We start from the raw sequence: 18,766 nt of genomic DNA, 5'->3' as shown, positions 1-18,766 counted from the left end.
CCAGCGGCTGTATCAGCCGGTGCTTAGCGCGCCGCGCTGCGCCAGCCAGCCCTGAGGGTCTCAATCAGTTCATTGGCCCGATCTGTGATCGCGATGCCATTTTCCGCCCGCACCAGGTTGTTGCGATAGACCATCTCGTCCAGCACTTGGTTCCAGTCCAATTTCGCCATCCCATCGGTGATTTTAAGGGAAGCGGGAGGGGCGCCGAGCACAAACATGACCTGATGGGAAAAGCTTGAAATCTCAAATTCGCTCATATGAGGTCTCATGTGATCCCAGGCATCCTTAATGGCTTGGGGGGCATTCACTGGCGGAAACGCAAAGGTGCGCGCACGCCCTACCTCCATGAAACCATCATCATCTAGGTCGACCAAATCTCCCGGTGGCCGCAGGATATTGGTGGCCCCCTCATCGCTGAGGCGTGCAGGCTCGATCGGATCGGCCAAGGCCGCTGCCTGCTGCAATTGTGCTAAAGTGGCTGAATCAAGCTTCAACAGGAAGCTGCGTGCTTGACCCGCGTCCAAGCTCGAACGGGCTGCAGCATAGATGTCCATGACCTTTTGCTGGGCGTCGGCATTCATTCCCCGCGCGGTCAACAGATCGCTGGATGTCGGGGCGGCTTGCAGGCCCACGGCGGGATTTGACTGAGGTCGATCGGCTAGGACAAGATGAGCTGGCCTCGATTGAATTGCTGTCATGGTGGGTAGCTGTCATATGGAAGGCAAAGAAGAAAAACACATGCACGACAATCCGTCATGCAGTCCTCGTGCCACGGCGGGCCTGTCTTTAGCGCAATGAATTTATAGATTATTTTCTGATAGTTTCATCTTTAAAGCTAAAGACGAGATACCGATTTCTGCCGTTTGGTCGGCAATTTGTTCCTTGAAGACAGCCTATCGGCAACCAAGGTGCGTGACCCTTCACGAAGATCAGGCAAACACACAAATTTTTCTATTCAGCTCAAACGCTTCAAATCCAGCACTTCGCGGGCGATCCTGTCGCGTACAATCTCGCGTTCGTGCTGCAAGAGGCTACCCAAGAGGACGCTATCGGCCAACCACCAGGCAATTGAAATGGGCAATCCAATCATCGAGCATGTCAATGCCGCCATCAGAAATCCCGTCTTGCCATGGCCAATATAGAAACGGTGGGCACCCACTAAGCCCAAAAAGAACCAGAAGACATAAGCCTGAAAGGGGCTTTTACTCTCTTCATCGGCCCGCAACTCGATGGCGATCATGTCTTCTTGGGTGATTTCAACCATGCCTGTTGCCTCGTCCTTGCACGCCAGCGAGCTTGCAACTGGTTCGATGAGAACAATGTTGCGCATCTCGATACTTGATTTGGGTCGACATATTGGGACTTCTTGAGTCCAATACATCATCACAAGCCCGCATCACGTTGGCAAAGACTAAACTGGATTTGGCCAAGACGGAATCAGCCAATTGCACACCCATCATGGGCGCGGGTGTGGTGGCCGTGGCCTGCTTACCTAGCGAGGACGACGCCCTTTGCAGGCCCGGACAGTAACCCCGGCAGGCAATTGGGTGGCCTCATCACCGCAGGCATCTTCCAATTGACGTGTGGTGAGGCCGCTGGCACTCGACAAGTCTGCACCTGAAAGATTGGCCCCCGTAAAGTCCGCGCCTTGCAGGCGGGTGCGGCTGATGCGGGCATCGCGCAGGATCACCCCAGTGAGATCAGCCCGCGACAGATCTGCCCCTTCGATATTGGTGCGGATCATGATGGCCCCGGTAAAATCGGCATTGACGAAGTTTGCCCCCATCAACATCGCACCGGTGAAATTGGCCCCGCTGAAGTCAGGATTGGTGCCTCGCGTGCCGCCAAATTTTGCCCCAGACAAATTAGCGCCAATCAGCTCGGCGTTGGACACATCCGCCCCGGCAAAATCAGCACCAGTGAAATTGGCTCCTGCTGCCTCAATTGCCCTCAGACCAGTACCAACAAAGCTGGCGCCGCGGAAGTTGGAGCCGTTCATCTCGGCACTGTTAAGGTCACCACGATCAAAACGTGTGCCAGCAAAATTGCCCGCAGTCATTTCCGCGCCGCGCAAGAATGAACCCGCGAAATTTGACCCCGCGAAATTGCCTGCCGACATATGTGCATTGTCCATCCGCCGATTCGACAGGTCGCACCCTGCACACAGACCCGAGAAGCGGCCTGTAAAGGTCACAGTATTGGGTTTGCCGCGCTGATCCCATGTATAAGCCATCACTGGCTGGGCAATCGGGGCAAGCGCGAAGGCGATGAGAAAGGGGACAGCTTTTGACATGGTCAATGCCTTATACGACTTTGCCGTCCCACTTTCCACTTAAATGGTTGTAACATTATGCCACAATCACGTCACAGCTCTGCCATCACTGGCAGGCAGGGACACTCAGGCCACGCGGCAAGGTTGTGGTGGCATCGCCGCAGGCTTTGCTGAGTTGGGTTTGGGTGAGACCGCGTGCACCTGCCATTTCAGCACCTGACAAATTAGCCCCAGTCAGATTGGCCCCGGCAAAATTCGCGCCGGAAAAATAGCCGCCAACCAAAACAGCCCGCTCAAGATTGGTGCGCGCAAAGCTCGCGCCGGTCGCACGCACACCATAAAGATTGGCAATTGACAGGTCAGCACGTGAGAAATTGGCACCATCTGCCGTTGCGAGGGACATTTCCGACTGGCGCAAACGCGAGCCGGAAAAATTGCGTCGAGACAGATCTGAATAGCTTAAATCGGCTTGAAACAAATTGCAGCCGGAGCAGGACTGGCCGCCCTTAACCCGGTCGATTTGCGCCGCATTCTGGGCCAAGGCAGGTGCTGATACGGCCACGGCGGCCAGCAAGGCAAGACTAAGACGTTTCATTTTCGCACGCTCCGGCGCTCACATATTGAGGATCCATGCGGTGCCTGCAGGATTGATGCCGCTTGAGATTGTCGCGCCGCTACCAGGACGACCCACTACTTTCGGCTTGGCGTGGCCCGACCCATCCGCAGGCATCACAGCTTAGCCCCATATGATTGGCCTTAATGGTGAAGTGGCCGCAATCCGGGCAAGGGTCTGATTCATAATGCGGGTTGCCGGCGGGGCTGGTCGCAACTGGTTCGTCCCAGATCGACGGGTCACGCTCAAGATTGGAGGCGGACCCAGGTCGGCTGGCCTTTTCCTGCGCCCGTTCTGCCGCACTGGGCAGGCGCACAAGGTTGTCGGGCAGGCTGCCACGCGAAAAGCCCTTAGAAATGAAGCGGACCGGGTCGTTCGATGGCGTCGCCTGTGTCAAGCCGTCATCAAAGCGGTCGTCACCCAATTCGGCCAAATCATCGCGCCCGAGATAGGAGACCGCCAATTCTCGGAACAAATAGTCCAGGATTGAGGTCGCCCGAACGATGGAATCATTGCCTTCCACCTCGCCAGAAGGCTCAAAACGCGTGCCGACAAAGGCATCGACGAATTCTTCGAGCGGCACCCCATATTGCAGGCCGATCGAGATGGCGATGGCGAAATTATTCATCAAAGAGCGGAAGGCAGCACCTTCCTTGTGCATATCAATGAAAATCTCGCCGATTTCCCCATCATCGAACTCTCCAGTGTGGAGATAGACTTTATGGCCACCGACTGAGGCTTTTTGAATATAGCCTTTGCGCCGATCAGGCAGGCGACGGCGAGCCGTGGGCTGAGGAATAAGTCGCTCGACAACCCGCTCAACCACCACTTCCACCCGCTCGACCTTGACCTCTTCAGCGAGATTTTCAAAGCGCGATAGCTCAAAATTGGCGGCATCGAACCGGGGCTCGGACAGTTTGAGGGCAAAGCCATGAAAGCCTGCCAATCCGAGAAGTCGGGCCAGTTCGGAAGCCAAAGCTCGGCCATGTTCTTGGCGGGCAACCGGCAGGTTTAACAGAATGAAGGCGCGGTCTTCCTCGCTCTGAGCGGCTGCCATGGCCACAATGTCTTCACGGCTGGCCGGGCTGAAAGCCTCCGCTTGGCCAAAGGCCGCCCAAGATTCAAGCTGCCCCAAGGCCCAATTCTGCGCAGCGACCACATCCTGACTGGTAAATCCAAGGGCACTTAGGACATCAAAGCCTGGTTGCAGAACCTGATCCAAGCTGCACCCGCACCAGGCGGCTGTCTCTTCAGGACCCAAGAGCCACGGCGTGATGGTTTGCTTTAAGGTGCGCGCACTGATCAGGGCTTCGGCGATGGCCGCCAGTCCGTCATCATCAATCCCGCGTGCGGCTAAGGAGTCAAACGACACACCCGGCGCGCCAATTAACGTGCGTGTACCCAGGATTTGGCGTCCAATGCGTGTCTCGTCCATACCCAAGCTGGCCATGCCGCGTAGAACAGCCGGACGCAGCACAAAGCGGGTTTCGTCACCGGAAGCGGCCACCTCAATTGCGGGGTTCGCAATGGGCGCAAGGCCTGGGGCGTCCGCACCCAGTCCAACCAGAATCAGCCCGTGATCCTGCGGGGTTAGATAGGTCGAGTAGCGCGGGGCCGTACCATCGGCGCGCAGCTTATCGTGTCCGGCCAGCTTGTCGCGGGTCATATCTGCTGCCATGCGCAGGCAGCTGAGTGCTTCGCGCACCAATGCCCGTCCGGCTTCTGACCCATAGGCTTGTCCGCGAGCCATCAAGAGACCTGCAGCATCACAATAACGCAATTCTGCCGGACGGTCCTTAACCCAACCCTGAGAGGCAGCCTTTGTCTGAAAGGCGGTGGCCCCACCCAAACAATCAAGTGCCAAGCGCCACGCTGCTGCCACCAAACGCAATTCCCCAAAGCCTTCATCATCATGGAAGGCCGACAGGCAGAAAATCGCCGCAGGGCCCAGCCCAGGGGCAGGGCGATCCTCAAAGGCAAATCGGCAGCCGGTCCGTGCGGCTTTCAGCAAAAGGTCGCCATCTAGGGCTTGGCCAACTGGAATAACAATGTCGGTGGGCTCCAGCAGCGGTGCATCCAAACTGCCGCCTTGGCTGGTTGAGTCGAAAATACCCTGCTTGGCATCCTCGATTGCCTCCAAAATCGCCCCTGCTGGTGCGCCAATTCGAAACGCGGCTGCAACTGCTTGGGCAAGGACCGGATTGTCGCGCGGATCATCATGGCCCGGCCCCTCGGCCCGCCCCACCGCTTCACTCACGCGGGCGAGCGCATCGCGTAATTGAATCCGACCCAGTGACAGAGCCGAGGCATCAAACTGAGTTTGGCGGCGCTGGTGCACAATGGCCTCCGCCCGCGCCCAAGGCACCATGCGGATATGGGCGTTTTCCTCCAACCACGCGGGAGGCAGACCCGTTCCAATCTCACTCTTGGCCCCAGTGTGATTCCAAACAAAGCCCTGTGTCGGCGCGCCTGTAATGACCAGTGCCCGCAGGAAAGCGCCATCCAACCCCACCTGCCGCTTCAGAAGACTATTGGCGAGCACAGCTTCAAAATGGTCGCGTGCGGTTTCGTCGGTGAGGTAATTCGCCTCAGCTGCCAGTCCACCAATCCGACCTGTTATGTCGAGTATCGCATCAGAAATCGAGGCATGGTCGGGCAAGTCTGCGGCTTCGCCAAAAGCCAGCACATGGTCCAAGCTCCAGCTTGCTGGGGCGTAAAAAGGGCCGATCTCGCCCCCACAATCCCGCAGAAGATCGGGTTGGGTGGCAAGGCGCTCATGCCGAAAGAAGGCGGAATCGAAGATCACGGCAGCCCTTTGCGAATCAGTGTGTCGATCATCAACGTGAACCCAGCCCCCGCCTAGCCCCCCAAAGCCGAAATCTTCACGCTACCACTGGGTTCTTGTCGACACTTTAGCTTTGTGGGCTTTGGACCGATCCGGATTTGCGCAGCTTCAACTGAGGCAGTCTGTCGGGCTGACTTGATGCAGTGTGCACAGCGGGGCATAATGCCGCCAACACAAGGAAACATTCCGTGCTCTCAAAAATCTTTACCTGGTGGAATGGTGCCACCATCGGGGCCATGTTTGATATCGGCAAGCGCGCAACCCTCGTGGGTGAAGATGATCAAGGCAATCGCTATTTTGAAGAGCGTGTCGCAAGCTTGGAAGGACGCAAGCGGCGCTATGTCATTTATAAAGGCTATGCCGAGCCATCGCGCGTGCCCGCAGATTGGCATGGTTGGCTGCATCACACATTTGAAAACCCACCCACAGTGGAGCCCTTTGTGTTGAAGGCGTGGGAAAAGCCGCATTTGCCCAATCTGACCGGAACGGTATTTGCCTATCGGCCGAAGGGCAGCTTGGCCGCCGGGGGTGAGCGTGCGCGCGCCACCAGCGATTATGAGTCCTGGTCGCCGGAATAATGGCGCACAACGCCGGCTCCATTCTGTCACTATCCCGCTTGGGTAGCCTCGCTGTGGGCTCAATCGGGCTTGCACTTGTGGGTGGGGCGGTGATTGCCCAAAGTGCAGCCCCCGAAGCCAGTCCGACCGATCCAGCCAAAGCCGCCAAATCCGGTGCCCAAACAAGTCCGAGTGGCGGGGGAATTGACCCCGAACTCGGTCCGATTGTCGAACCTGAAGGTGCCGAGGTGGCCCCCGCAGTGCGCCAAAGTGGAAGCGGGGCGTGGATGACCCCTGAACAAGAGGCCAAGGCACGCGCCCGTCGCGAGTCCATGAGTCAGGCAGAAGCCGAGCAGCAGGCTCTCGCTGACGCTGGCTTTGTGATGCCGCGCGAGGTTGGACCCCTGATTCCTTTTGTGCCGATGGAATTGTTGTTTCCACCTGAAAACACCCAGACCGGCCCAAAACCGGTACGCGAGATACAGGGTACCGGCATTATGCTGGGGGCTTTGGACCGGGAAAAGGGCACAAATGTGCGGGTGAAAGTGCCGGTCGGAAGCCAAGTCACTTATGGCTCGCTCCGGCTGAAATTGTCGGCCTGTTATACCTCCCATCCCGACGATCCGCTGGAATCTTGGGCCTATGTCGAAGTTAGCGATCTGGGCCGTCAGAATGTCTCACAGCTGGCCGTACTTCCCCAGCGCAATCGCCGTAATTTGCGTGAAGCCAACAAAGAACGTGTCATCCGCACGGGTTGGATCATCGCCTCAAGTCCGGCGGTCACACCGATTGATCATCCAACCTATGATATGTGGCTGGTCAGCTGTGAGGGAGGTGTGATGCCTGCAAAAACGGCTGCTCCAGCGCTGCCAGGCATGCCAAAGGCGCGCTCCGAGGCCAAAGCTGCCGAGGAAGCTCCCCCGTCCATGGCGGAACCCAAAGCTGCCGCGAAAGCGGGTCCGCCGCAGGATGAGGCCGAGGGGGCACCGCGTTCTCCCCGCCCAGCCCCGGCCGCTGCGGTAAAGGCTGCTGCGCCAGCAAGTCCGGCACCGGAAAAGTCGAAGACGCCTTAATGGCTACGGCCAAAGCATCCTTATATGTGCTTCGGGGAATTTCGATCGTTCCGAATTGGGCGAGATGATCGGTCAGAAACTGTGTGTCGAGCAGTTTGAAGCCCCCCGCAATCAAGTGGGCCACCAGATGCACCAGCGCGATCTTGCTGGCGTCGCGCGCGCGTGAGAACATGCTCTCGCCAAAAAATGCCGCGCCCAAGCGAACCCCGTATAGGCCGCCAATCAAATTGTCATTTTGCCAAACCTCGACGCTGTGGCCATGCCCGCGCCGGTACAGTCCGTCATAGAGTTCGACAATCGGCTGATTGATCCAGGTTTCGGTTCGATCGCCCGAGGGGGCAGCGCAGGCTTCAACCACCTCGCGAAAGGCGAGATCAATGGTCACCACAAAGGGCGTGGTGCGTACCGTTCGCTTGAGGCGGCGGGGGAAGTGCACCTGATCAAGTGGCAAAACCCCGCGCTGATCCGGGTCAACCAGAAACAAGCGAGGGTCATCGCGCCCATCTGCCATCGGGAATGTCCCGCGTGCATAGCAGGCCAGCAATTCCTCCGGGCCAAAGCCCTTGCTCATGCAGGCGGGTCCTGGGCTTGACTGGCCAGCCACTTTTCCAGCCAGTGGATGTTGTAATCCCCATCAATGATGTCGCGTTCCTGCACCAGACGCAGGAAGAGTGGAATGGTCGTCTTAACCCCGCCTACGACCATTTCCTGCAAAGAGCGGCGCAGTCGCATCAAGCACTCATTGCGGTTGCGACCATGGACGATCAACTTGCCGATCAGGCTGTCATAATAGGGTGGGATTTTGTAGCCGGTATAGATGGCTGAATCGAGCCGTACCCCCAAGCCACCTGGTGCATGGAAATCGCTGATCGTGCCGGGTGAGGGCGTGAAAGTCACAGGATCTTCGGCATTGACGCGGCATTCAATCGCCACGCCCTCAAACACCACATCCTCTTGGGTGAAGGACAAAGGCATGCCCGCAGCAATGCGGATTTGCTCGCGCACCAGATCCACCCCGGTGATCATTTCGGTCACCGGATGCTCGACCTGCAGGCGTGTGTTCATCTCGATGAAATAGAAGCGACCATCTTCATAGAGAAACTCAATTGTGCCCACGCCCAGATAGCCGAGCGACTTGATGGCCTTGACCACAATATCGCCAATTTCGGCGCGTTCTTCGGCGTTGAGCGCTGGGGAAGGGGCCTCTTCCCAGACTTTTTGGTGACGGCGCTGGAGCGAGCAATCCCGCTCACCCAGATGCACGACATTGCCAAACTCATCAGCAATCACTTGAATTTCGATATGGCGAGGTCGGCCAAGATATTTTTCCAGATAGACGGTATCATCGCCGAAGGCATTTTTGGCTTCGCTGCGCGCCATCGACAGGGCGACCGACAATTCGTCGCGCGAATGGGCCACTTTCATGCCCCGGCCACCGCCCCCAGCAGCGGCCTTGACCAGAACGGGATAGCCAATTTCCTCGGCAACCGCCAAAGCCGTGGCATCGTCTGAAATGCCGCCGTCTGAACCTGGAACAACTGGAATGCCTGCTGCCTTCACCGCAGCTTTCGCCGCGATCTTGTCGCCCATCATGCGGATGTGGTGGGCCTTTGGGCCGATAAAAACGAGGCCGTGGGCATCGATGATTTCCGCAAAACGCGCATTTTCCGACAAGAAGCCATAACCGGGATGAATGGCTTGCGCCCCGGTAATTTCGCAGGCGGCGATCAGGGCTGGAATGTTGAGATAGGATTTGGCTGCCGCAGGGGGGCCAAGACACACACTTTCATCGGCCAGCCGCACATGCATGGCATCGGCATCGGCTGTGGAATGGACCGCTACCGTCGTTATGCCCATTTCCTTGCACGCCCGATGGATGCGCAAGGCAATCTCGCCGCGGTTGGCGATCAGAACTTTGTCAAACACCTGTGTGTCTCCTGATTATTCGATCACGCAGAGCGCTTCGCCATATTCGACCGGCTGGGCATCATGGACCAGAATCGCGGTGACAGTGCCAGCCTTGGGCGATGGCACGGGGTTCATCGTCTTCATGGCTTCGATGATGAACAATTGTTGGCCTTCTTTCACGCTGTCGCCGACTTTGATGAAGGTGGCAGCACCGGGTTCAGGCTGGGTATAGACAGTGCCCACCATGGGCGAGGCCACAGCACCTGGATGCTTGGCAGGATCGAGTGCAGCTGGTGCAGCGGCGGCCGCTGCCGCAGGTGCAGCGGGGGCAGCCGGGGCGGCAGGGGCTGCGACAACGGCTGGTGCAGCAACTTGGGCATGAACCACCTGGGGACCCGCACTGGCCTGACGGGCCACGCGCACGCGCACCCCTTCATTTTCCACCTCAATCTCGCTCAAGTCGGTATCGCGCAAGATGCGGGCCAGATCCTTGACCAGCTTGGTGTCAAATCCTGATTGGCTCATTATGGTCTCCTGTCGGCCAGCTCACAGGCCAGATGTGGATGGGCGAATGGTCAGCTTCTGACCTGGATGAGGGGGGCGAGAGCTTCCATGCCCAAAACATACGAGCGCAAACCAAAGCCTGCAATCGTGCCATGGGCTGCCATGCCAATATATGACTGATGCCGGAAGGCTTCTCGCCGCAGCGGGTTGGACAAATGGATCTCCAGAACGGGAATCGCCATTGCCTTGATGGCATCATAGAGGGCCACAGATGTATGGGTCAGCGCACCAGCATTGAGCAATACGCCCGCAGCCGCTGTCCTGGCCTCTTGCAGCCAGTCAACCAACTCGCCTTCGTGATTGGTCTGTCGGAATATGAGTGGCACGCCCAGCCGTTCAGCCACCGCCTGGCAGGCTGTCTCAATATCGGCCAGCGTGTCGGTCCCGTAGATTTCAGGTTCGCGCGTGCCCAATAGGTTCAAATTGGGGCCATTGAGCACAAAAATCGCTTTGTCCATGACACTGCTGTAACCCTGCTTTGCTGAAAGGGGAAGGTGGGCTTGCTGAAATGGATGCAGGACGTGGAGGCTTTCCTGCACAACTGCCTTGATCAAACCTGCTAAGCCCGCCCATATCACGTCTCAATGAGGGCATGATGATTATCTATCTCAATGGTGAAGAACGTCAGGTTCCCGCGGGCACCAGTTTGCCTGAACTGATCGGTCAATTAGAGCTTGATCCGCGCGGGGTTGCGGTAGAGCGCAACCGCGAGATCGTCATGAAGTCGCACTGGGATCAGACGATTCTGGCAGAAGGTGATCAGCTCGAGCTGGTGCAGTTCGTGGGTGGTGGGTAAGGGACATAAGCATGAGCAAGGCTGACAACTCGCAGGCCGACAGTTGGACTGTCGCAGGCCGCACTTTCTCCTCACGCCTGATTATCGGGACCGGTAAATATCGCGACTATCAGCAAAATGCCGAGGCAGCAGAAGCTGCCGGTGTGGAAATTGTCACGGTGGCGGTTCGCCGGGTCAATCTGTCTGACCCAACCCAGCCGCGGCTGACCGATTTTGTCGATCCGAAGCGTTATACGTTCCTGCCCAATACTGCAGGCTGTTTCACCGCCGAGGATGCTTTGCGGACATTACGTTTGGCACGTGAAGCGGGGGGATGGTCGCTGGTCAAACTGGAAGTGCTGTCGGACCAGAAGACCCTGTATCCGGATATGGTGGAGACGCTGGAGGCCACCAAAGTCTTGGTCAAAGAGGGCTTTGATGTCATGGTCTATTGCAGCGATGACCCCGTGTTTGCCCGCCGTCTTGAAGATGCGGGGGCGTGCGCCATCATGCCATTGGGAGCACCGATTGGCTCAGGTCTTGGCATTCAAAACCCTGTCAATATCCGCCTGATTGTTGAAGCCGCCCGCGTCCCGGTGCTGGTGGATGCTGGGGTCGGCACAGCCTCGGATGCTGCTGTGGCGATGGAATTGGGGTGTGACGGGGTTTTGATGAACACCGCTATTGCCGAGGCTAAAGACCCGGTGCGCATGGCACGCGCCATGAAACATGCCGTGATCGCTGGAAGGGACGCCTATCTGGCCGGCCGCATGGGCCGAAAGCGCTATGCTGACCCATCAAGCCCCTTGGCTGGCCTGATCTAAAGCCTTGACGTCGCCGGGGGACAGGCCTACGCCCCCGCCCACACCGGGGAGCCCCACGATAAGGGGCTGAGAGGCTGGATGTAGTCATGAGGACTGCCGCTCAGCGACCCGCAGAACCTGCTCCGGATCATGCCGGCGAAGGGAGGGGCCAATATGACGTTATCACTGGCATTATTCGCGTTGGCACAAGCCAGCCAGACACCTGTTGCAACGGTGCCGGAGGAGGCATCCGGGCTTGAAATCCATCGTCATGACAGCCCGCATGTAGAAGTGGTCACCGTACGCGGTCGGCGCGAATCCCGCTTTGACGCCCCGGTCGCTGCCGTCACCCTGCCGGGTACAGGGCTGGCAAACGTGGATGATGTCGTCACCGCAGTTCCGGGGGTCTGGATGGTCAATGATCAAGACCCCGGAACCAATATTCTGTCGATCCGAGGGGCGACCACCGACCGTTTGCAACAAGCATCGGTTGCCATGGTGCTCGACGGTGTGCCGCTGGCCGATACTGAATTATTCACGCCCCGTCTGTTTGATGTGGTGTCGGTGGAAGTTCTCAAGGGGCCACAAGGCGCGCTCTATGGCAAGAATGCTGCGGGCGGGGTGATTGGTATTCGCACGCGCCTGGAGGGCTCATATCTTGGTGTGACGGCGGGCAATGGTGGTTTGGCTGAAATTGACGCTGCGCACGATGTGGCCTTGGGCGATCGCTGGACCCTGCGGGCAGCCGGGCTGTGGTCACAGGCTGATGGCTGGATCAAAAATACCACTTTGAACCGACTGGTTGATGCGGTTGAGACACGCGCGGGTCGGTTGCGCCTGAGTGGGACCGCGCTTGGCTGGCAAATTGATACCAAGTTCCAGTATCTTGAAGATGAGGGTGGGGCAGCTTGGGCCAGTTCCAACAATGTCACAGGCAAGGCCAAGGGGCGGTTGTCAGGCGCGGTCCTCATGAATCCAATCGGGGACTATCCGGGGTCTTCTTGGCGGCGGTGGGGGCAGGGGTCTGTGCTGCTGGCCCACCCATGGGCTGGGGGGACTGTCTCGGTCATGGTGGCGCGGGATTCCTATGCCAAACGCTGGGATGAGGAATTGGATTATCGGCCTGGCCCGCTGACCTTCTTTGGTTTTCCTGCATTCCCGAATGGCATTCAGCCGATCCGCCAACCCATTGATATTGCTGCCACCACCGCAGAAGTGCGTTGGATTTCCGATGGGGCGGACAAATTGACTCAGCAATGGGGTGCATTCTTGCAAAAGACCGACAAGGACCGCACCGATGATTTTGGCCCCTTGCTGTTTGGCGCACCCGCCCCGCGCTATCTGACCCGCTCCAACCAGATTTCTGCTTATGGTGCACTCGGCTATCGTGTGAGCCCCGTCATCAAGCTGGAAGTGCAGGGCCGCTTTGATCGCGATGACAGATCGCAGACCATTTTGTCGCGGGTGAATGGGCCTGTGATTTCCCGCCGTGAGGGCACGTTTGAGCGGTTTCAGCCGAGAATGAGCCTGCAGTGGCTTAAAGATGGCCAGAATCTGTTTGTCAGCTATGGCGAGGCTTTTCGCCCTGGTGGCTTTAATCCGACCCCAGCGGCCAGTTCGATCTGGCAGGCCACATATCGACCTGAAATCACATCTTCTCTCGAACTTGGCTGGAAGCAGCGCCTGCCTATCTGGGCCGGACAATTTGAACTCAACCTGTTTTCCAACCAAGTTGAGGATTATCAGAATTACACGTTCATCGACAATCAGTCAGTCACGCTCAATGTCGATGAGGTGACGGTCAAGGGCTGGGAAGCCAGTTTGGCGATACAGCCGGTGGTCGGGCTTGATCTGGCCGCCAGCTATGCCTTGGCCGACACCAAGATCCAGCGTTTCATCGCCACCGACCCGCTCTTGGGATCACCGGCTACGCGCGATTATAGTGGCAAGGCCATCCCAAACGCCCCACGCGATACCGGCCGCGTGACGGCCCGTTATGGTCTGCCACTCGGGGGCTTCAGCCTGACCGGCCAGATTGCTGCCAATTATGCGGGCAAAACCTATTATGAGATCGACAATGTCCTCTATTCACCAGCACGATGGTGGACTGATCTGACCGTGACCGCAGTCCATCAGGACTGGACGCTGAGCTTGGGTGTCCAAAATCTTGAAGATAAGCGCTGGGCCATCTCTGCCTTTGGTCAGGGCATGACCGGCCTTCTGGCGGGCCTTGGCCCTGGCGGACCCTTTGACACATTCACTATTAATCGGGGCCGCAAGGTCACCTTGTCGTTGCGGCGGGAGTTTTAGGTCATGGCATTCACCGATGATGTTTGGCAGGCCGCGGCAGGCTTGCGCGCCGCAGTCCATGCCCATCCGTTCAATCAGGAACTGGCGGCGGGCTCATTATCACGATCCGCCTTCGCCCATTACATGATCCAGGATGGCCTCTATCTGCAAGGCTATGCGCGTGTGCTGGCGCTTGGGGCGGCTAAGGCCCCGGCAGCCGACGAGATTTTGGCGTTTTCCAAGGCTGCCGAAGTCGCCATTGTGGTCGAGCGCGCTTTGCATGCGGGCTATCTTGATCAGTTCGGTATTGATCCACGCGCCGCAGAAACGGCCACCCCAACACCTGCGTGCGAAGCCTATGTCAATTTCATGTTGGCAATCGCCGTGACCGACAGTTTTGCCGTCTTGGCTGCTGCTGTGCTGCCGTGCTTCTGGCTCTATCAAGATGTTGGGACCGCGATTGCCGCAAAGGGCGCGCCGGGCAATTTCTATCAGGCATGGATTGACACCTATGCGGATGAGAATTTTGCAGCTGCCACCGAACGCATGAAAGGCATCGTCAATGCGGCGGCAGCTGATGCTGGACCCAGCGAGCGGGAGCGGATGACCGCAGCTTTCCTGCGGTGCGCCCAACATGAATGGCTGTTTTGGGATAGCGCCTATCATGAGCGCGACTGGCCGATAAAGCCGTAAGCGGATTTGTGCAGCCGGCTGTTCTGATGCAAGTCTGCATCAGTCGGTTCAACTTGTTGCGAAAATCCCGCTTCATGTCAGCACGCCTGCTTGAAGCCCACAGAAGTCAGTCCATAAAGGTGCAAAGAGGAAACGCACCCCATGGGCTTAATCGACACTCTCAAACGTGAGGTCACTTTCATTTCGGCTCTAAGCCGCACCAATAAATGGATGAAGGACCTTAGTCCCGACAGCCAAGTCTTGCTGCCAGACAATTGGGAAGCGATTTGCGACCAGCATAATCCAAAGCCTGCCATTATTTTTGAAGGCAAGACTTGGACTTATGGCCAGTTTGATTCACGGGCCAATCGCTATGCGCATTGGGCTGTGTCAATCGGGCTAAAGGCAGGCGATGTTGTGGCCCTGTTCATGCAGAATCGCCCCGACTATCTGGCAGCTTGGTATGGATTGACCAAAGTTGGTGTGGTGGTCGCCCTGATCAATCACAATCTGCAAGGGCCCTCGCTTCTCCATTGTGTCAGCGTGGCCAAATCTAAGGCGGTTATCGTCGGGGTTGAGTTGGCCGATCTGTGGAAGACAATCGATGGTCAACTCGAGGGTGTTTCGGTGTGGGCTGCTGGCGGCCTCATGCCCAATGCGAATGATCTTGATCGCTCGCTCAATGCCCAAAGCCACAAGAGGCCATCGCGTGCCCACCGCGAAATGCTGACGGCTAAAGATCCCTGCCTTTATGTCTATACATCCGGCACCACCGGCAATCCAAAAGCCGCCACCTTGTCGCACATGCGCACCCAAGGGATGAGCCGCTCATTCATTGCAGCAACCAAGACCAATGCTTCGGATCGTGTGTATTGCCCGCTGCCGCTTTATCACGGCACGGGGGGCATTTGCGGGGTTGGCCTTGTGTTCAACACCGGGGCCACACTTGTGCTGCGGCGCAAGTTTTCTGCGACCCAGTTCTGGGACGATATTGTCGACAATGGTTGCACGGTCTTTGCCTATATTGGGGAATTGTTCCGCTATCTGGTCAGCGTGCCGCCCCATGAAAAGGAGCAAGCCCACAAGCTGAAATCCTGCTTTGGCAACGGCTTGCGTGCAGATGTGTGGACCCGCGCCCAAGAGCGATTCAAAATCCCGCTGATCGTGGAATTTTATGGCTCGACGGAAGGCAATGTCAGCTTCATCAATGTCGAAGGCAAATTGGGGGCTGTCGGCCGCGTTCCCTCCTATCTCAAAAAGCGCTTCAATGTTGAGTTGGTACGCTTTGATATTGAAGAAGAAAAGCCCATCCGAAATGCGGAAGGCTTTTGTGAGCGTTGCGACCATGACGAAGTGGGCGAGGCCATTGGCAAAATCGACACAACCAATGTGCGCGCCCGCTTTGATGGCTATGCCAATGATAAGGCTGCTTCAGAACGCAAGCTGTTGCGCGACGTCTTTGAGCCCGGCGATCTGTATTTCCGCACCGGCGATTTGTTGAAGCAGGACAAGCTGGGCTATTTCTATTTTGTTGATCGGATTGGCGACACCTATCGCTGGAAGTCCGAAAATGTCTCCACCAATGAGGTGGGTGAAGTGCTGTGCATGTTCCAGGGAATAGACCAAGCCAATGTCTATGGTGTGGATGTTCCCCATGCTGATGGCCGGGCCGGTATGGCCGTGATTTTGGCGCCCCAGCCGCTCGATCTCGAGGCGCTGTCGGCCCATGTCCGCACTGAATTGCCCAGCTATGCGATCCCTTTATTCTTGCGCTTCCAAACCGAAGTGGAAGTCACCGGAACCTTCAAATACCGCAAGGTCGATCTGGTGAAGGCAGGTTTTGATCCCGCTTTCATTGCCGACCCGATGGTTTGGATGAACCCTGAGACCCGCCGCTATGAGCCCCTGACGCCGGAAGTCTATGCAGCGATCCAGCGCGGAGATGTCAGATATTGATGGTCTGACAAGAAAATATTGACAAATGACGGGTTAATTTGCCCGTCATGCATGTTGAAGATGATCAGATTGTGGCGGCCGATGCCTTGGCGTGGTGGGACCCTAATGTCCTGATTGCGGCCAATATTGTTCCGGCCACGGGTCTGGCGACTGATTATCTCAATGTGTTCAATGAAGCGGTCATGCTGTTTGGCCTGTTGGGTGATATGCCCGATATGATCGACGAATTGCGTCAGTGGGAACCGCTGACCTATGAGCAGCACTTCGCTCGTTCCGGCTTCCAGGCCAAGGAATTGGCGATTCTGGCTTATCAAAATGCCGATCCTGCCATCAAAGCACCTTTCGACGCGCTGAGCCAAAGCACGTGCGACCTTTTACAAACTGCAATTGGTACAGCTCAGTCATTGATCACAGCGGGATCGCCACTTGATGATTTCATTGCCGAAACCACGATGGCGCTGCAGTCAGCCATCATGGAGCTTGATGGCATGGTTCATGGCGGCACTGCCGGTGGTCAGGACGATATCGACGCCCTGTTTGACTAGGGTCTATCGGGATGGTTTTTGCGCCCAAGAAAGCCTGACAAAGAAAAGCTGAATCAGAGAACTAGACGCCTCAGGTGGCTTTGAAAGAACCGAAACCTGAATCGGAGCGTTGGTCAGTGTTGGCTGGATTTGCGCCGCCTTAAGCGAAAATCGGCCACACCTTTTCGTCATGGACCCATGGAGGCGGCCAGATCTGTCTGGCTTGCCATCACCACATTGCGACGCGACAATCTCTCTCAACCGCGCTAGATTTAAGCGCAAGAGGCACAAAAATGTGCCCAAGGGGGAAACATGTTCGATTTTGAGGCCACAAAGTCAGTCGCAGACATCACGCGCGTCCAAGCTGCCACCAGACCAGACGCTATTGCCACATCCTTTAAGGATCGCGTCACGACGTTTAGAGCACTCGATGAGATTGCCAATCGTATCGCCAATGCTTTGATAGGTATGGGTGTGAAGCCAGATGATCGCGTGGCCGTTTATGCTGCAAATTCAGATCATTATATTGCGCTCTTCTTTGGTTGTGTGAAGGCGCGTGCAACCCTCGTCGGCGTCAATGCGCGGCTGGCTCCACCCGAAGTGGCCTATGTGCTTGATGATAGCAAAGCCAAGGTTTTTCTCGTGGGCCAGCACTTCTATGGTCCTGCGGCCCAAGCGCTCGTCCATGCTACCAACAAGCCTGCAACCCTTGCCCTCGACGGTGGGCATGAGCATTGGCAAGGGCTGACCGAATGGTATGGGGCCGCGTCTGCAACTGAGCCAGGCCTGCCATGTCTGCCCGATGATGATGTCATCCAGCTTTATACGTCAGGCACCACCGGTCTTCCCAAGGGCGTGCAGATCACCAACCAGAATTATATGGCCTTTTTTGAGCATGGCATTGGGGCCGAATGGGCCAAATATGAAGCGGGTGAAGCCGTCTTGATTGCAATGCCCATGTTCCATGTCGCGGGGATCAACAGCGCTATTCTGGCTGTGGCCCAAGGGGCCAAGGCGGTCGTGCTGGAACAAGTCGACCCGGTTGAAATCTTGCGTCTGATGCAGGTGGAGAAAATCGCCCACGCCTTTGTGGTTCCTGCCGTCATCAATGTGCTGATCCAGGTCAATGCCAAAATCCCCACCGACTTTTCCGCACTCAAGCGCATGTATTACGGTGCATCGCCAATTGCTGAGGACCTTTTGCTTTTGGCCCAGAAGACGTTTGGCTGCTCATTCACCCAGCTTTACGGCATGACGGAAAGCCTCGGCGCTGGAACCTATTTGCCACCCGAGGCCCATGATCCTGCGCGGGGAAAACTGCGCTCATGCGGGATTGCTTGGCCCGGATTTGAGATTGAGTGTCGTCGTGATGATGGCAGCGTATGCGCCGTCGGCGAAGTGGGCGAAATTGCCATGCGGTCGGCCACCATCATGAAAGGCTATTTCAACCGGCCTGATGCCACAGCCTCCACTGTCAAGGACGGCTGGCTCTATACCGGGGATGCGGGCTTCTTTGACGACGAAGGTTATCTGTATATCCATGACAGGGTCAAAGACATGATTGTCACGGGTGGAGAGAATGTCTATCCGGCTGAAGTGGAAAATGCCGTCTTTGGTCACCCCGCTGTGGCAGATGTGGCGGTCATTGGTGTGCCGGACGAGAAATGGGGCGAGGCTGTTAAAGCCATTGTCGTGCTCAAGCCCGGTGAGCAGGCCGATCCTGCCGATATCATCGCTTGGACCAAGGGCCGGATTGCGGGCTACAAAGTGCCCAAGAGCGTGGATTTTGCTGTTGAGCTGCCACGCAATCCGTCGGGCAAAATCCTGCGGCGTGAATTGCGTGAACCCTATTGGGCAGGACATACGCGGCGGGTTGCTTGATCCGCTATGTGTCAGTGACTCAGGCGGCCTGAGA

General features: G+C 57.2%; 17 protein-coding genes, 1 pseudogene and 1 riboswitch. Of the genes and pseudogenes, 9 read left to right on the top strand and 9 right to left on the bottom strand.

Translation table 11 applies throughout. The features are described from left to right. Positions 1-23 precede the first annotated feature (23 nt). The 5 genes from PbB2_RS04935 to PbB2_RS04915 all read right to left on the bottom strand — a co-directional run bounded on the left by PbB2_RS04935 (position 24) and on the right by PbB2_RS04915 (position 5,691). The gene (locus PbB2_RS04935; protein WP_108984170.1) at positions 24-632 is read right to left on the bottom strand and encodes a hypothetical protein; all 609 of its coding nucleotides are present in this window, start codon (positions 630-632) and stop codon (positions 24-26) included. A gap of 323 nt (positions 633-955) precedes the next feature. Beyond that, positions 956-1,330, bottom strand: coding sequence for a TM2 domain-containing protein (locus tag PbB2_RS04930; RefSeq protein ID WP_192576171.1), 375 nt, complete (start codon positions 1,328-1,330; stop codon positions 956-958). Positions 1,331-1,492: 162 nt separating this feature from the next. Further along, positions 1,493-2,293, bottom strand: coding sequence for a pentapeptide repeat-containing protein (locus PbB2_RS04925; RefSeq protein ID WP_108984168.1), 801 nt, complete (start codon positions 2,291-2,293; stop codon positions 1,493-1,495). Between the two features lie 85 nt (positions 2,294-2,378). Further along, positions 2,379-2,867, bottom strand: a complete 489-nt coding sequence (locus PbB2_RS04920; RefSeq protein WP_108984167.1) for a pentapeptide repeat-containing protein — start codon at positions 2,865-2,867, stop codon at positions 2,379-2,381. Between the two features lie 79 nt (positions 2,868-2,946). Continuing rightward, on the bottom strand, positions 2,947-5,691 hold the full coding sequence (locus PbB2_RS04915; RefSeq protein ID WP_108984166.1) for a TSCPD domain-containing protein: 2,745 nt from the start codon (positions 5,689-5,691) through the stop codon (positions 2,947-2,949). Positions 5,692-5,918: 227 nt separating this feature from the next. Between PbB2_RS04915 and PbB2_RS04910 the strand changes: the two genes are divergently transcribed. Then, positions 5,919-6,308, top strand: a complete 390-nt coding sequence (locus PbB2_RS04910; RefSeq protein ID WP_108984165.1) for an NADH:ubiquinone oxidoreductase subunit NDUFA12 — start codon at positions 5,919-5,921, stop codon at positions 6,306-6,308. Beyond that, positions 6,308-7,360: a DUF2155 domain-containing protein gene (locus tag PbB2_RS16410; protein ID WP_108984164.1), complete on the top strand. Its 1,053-nt coding sequence runs from the start codon at positions 6,308-6,310 to the stop codon at positions 7,358-7,360. Before PbB2_RS04910 ends, PbB2_RS16410 begins: the two co-directional genes overlap by 1 nt. On the opposite strand, the pseudogene aat reads toward PbB2_RS16410, so the two are convergent. From aat to aroQ, 4 genes and pseudogenes are all read right to left on the bottom strand, one after another. Further along, positions 7,341-7,931: pseudogene (gene aat, locus PbB2_RS04900) on the bottom strand (leucyl/phenylalanyl-tRNA--protein transferase); the annotation flags it as partial. The gene PbB2_RS16410 and the pseudogene aat overlap by 20 nt on opposite strands. Beyond that, the gene (gene accC / locus PbB2_RS04895; protein ID WP_108984162.1) at positions 7,928-9,286 is read right to left on the bottom strand and encodes an acetyl-CoA carboxylase biotin carboxylase subunit; all 1,359 of its coding nucleotides are present in this window, start codon (positions 9,284-9,286) and stop codon (positions 7,928-7,930) included. The gene accC and the pseudogene aat, both read right to left, overlap by 4 nt. 15 nt (positions 9,287-9,301) lie before the next feature. After that, entirely contained in the window at positions 9,302-9,793 is a 492-nt protein-coding gene (gene accB, locus PbB2_RS04890) for an acetyl-CoA carboxylase biotin carboxyl carrier protein (protein ID WP_108984161.1), read from the bottom strand. A gap of 50 nt (positions 9,794-9,843) precedes the next feature. Next, the gene (gene aroQ, locus PbB2_RS04885; protein WP_108984311.1) at positions 9,844-10,290 is read right to left on the bottom strand and encodes a type II 3-dehydroquinate dehydratase; all 447 of its coding nucleotides are present in this window, start codon (positions 10,288-10,290) and stop codon (positions 9,844-9,846) included. Positions 10,291-10,424: 134 nt separating this feature from the next. On the opposite strand from aroQ, the gene thiS reads away from it, so the two are divergent. The 7 genes from thiS (at position 10,425) to PbB2_RS04845 (ending at position 18,732) form a co-directional block, all read left to right on the top strand. Further along, complete coding sequence (thiS, locus tag PbB2_RS04880; RefSeq protein ID WP_108984160.1) at positions 10,425-10,628, top strand: sulfur carrier protein ThiS; 204 nt, start codon at positions 10,425-10,427, stop codon at positions 10,626-10,628. Between the two features lie 11 nt (positions 10,629-10,639). After that, positions 10,640-11,431 (top strand): thiazole synthase, encoded by a 792-nt coding sequence (locus tag PbB2_RS04875; protein ID WP_108984159.1) that lies wholly within the window; start codon positions 10,640-10,642, stop codon positions 11,429-11,431. Between the two features lie 34 nt (positions 11,432-11,465). After that, positions 11,466-11,592, top strand: a riboswitch (TPP riboswitch). After that, positions 11,585-13,720: a TonB-dependent receptor gene (locus PbB2_RS15870; RefSeq protein WP_133245721.1), complete on the top strand. Its 2,136-nt coding sequence runs from the start codon at positions 11,585-11,587 to the stop codon at positions 13,718-13,720. (Overlaps the previous riboswitch by 8 nt.) A gap of 3 nt (positions 13,721-13,723) precedes the next feature. Further along, entirely contained in the window at positions 13,724-14,392 is a 669-nt protein-coding gene (tenA, locus tag PbB2_RS04860) for a thiaminase II (RefSeq protein ID WP_108984158.1), read from the top strand. 141 nt (positions 14,393-14,533) lie between these two features. Beyond that, positions 14,534-16,327 carry a long-chain-acyl-CoA synthetase gene (locus PbB2_RS04855; protein ID WP_108984157.1) on the top strand — a complete coding sequence of 598 codons (1,794 nt, stop codon included), beginning with the start codon at positions 14,534-14,536 and terminating at the stop codon, positions 16,325-16,327. A 47-nt stretch (positions 16,328-16,374) separates the two neighbouring features. Beyond that, positions 16,375-16,872: a hypothetical protein gene (locus PbB2_RS04850; protein ID WP_108984156.1), complete on the top strand. Its 498-nt coding sequence runs from the start codon at positions 16,375-16,377 to the stop codon at positions 16,870-16,872. A gap of 291 nt (positions 16,873-17,163) precedes the next feature. After that, a complete protein-coding gene (locus PbB2_RS04845; RefSeq protein WP_108984155.1) occupies positions 17,164-18,732 on the top strand; it encodes a long-chain-fatty-acid--CoA ligase in 1,569 nt (522 codons plus the stop codon). Positions 18,733-18,766 lie beyond the last annotated feature (34 nt).

Origin of the sequence: Candidatus Phycosocius bacilliformis (assembly GCF_003112735.1) — a bacterium.
GTDB lineage: Bacteria > Pseudomonadota > Alphaproteobacteria > Caulobacterales > Aquidulcibacteraceae > Aquidulcibacter > Aquidulcibacter bacilliformis.
The sequence above is the reverse complement of the archived record's forward strand: the minus strand, read 5'-3'. Positions and strand labels throughout refer to the sequence as shown.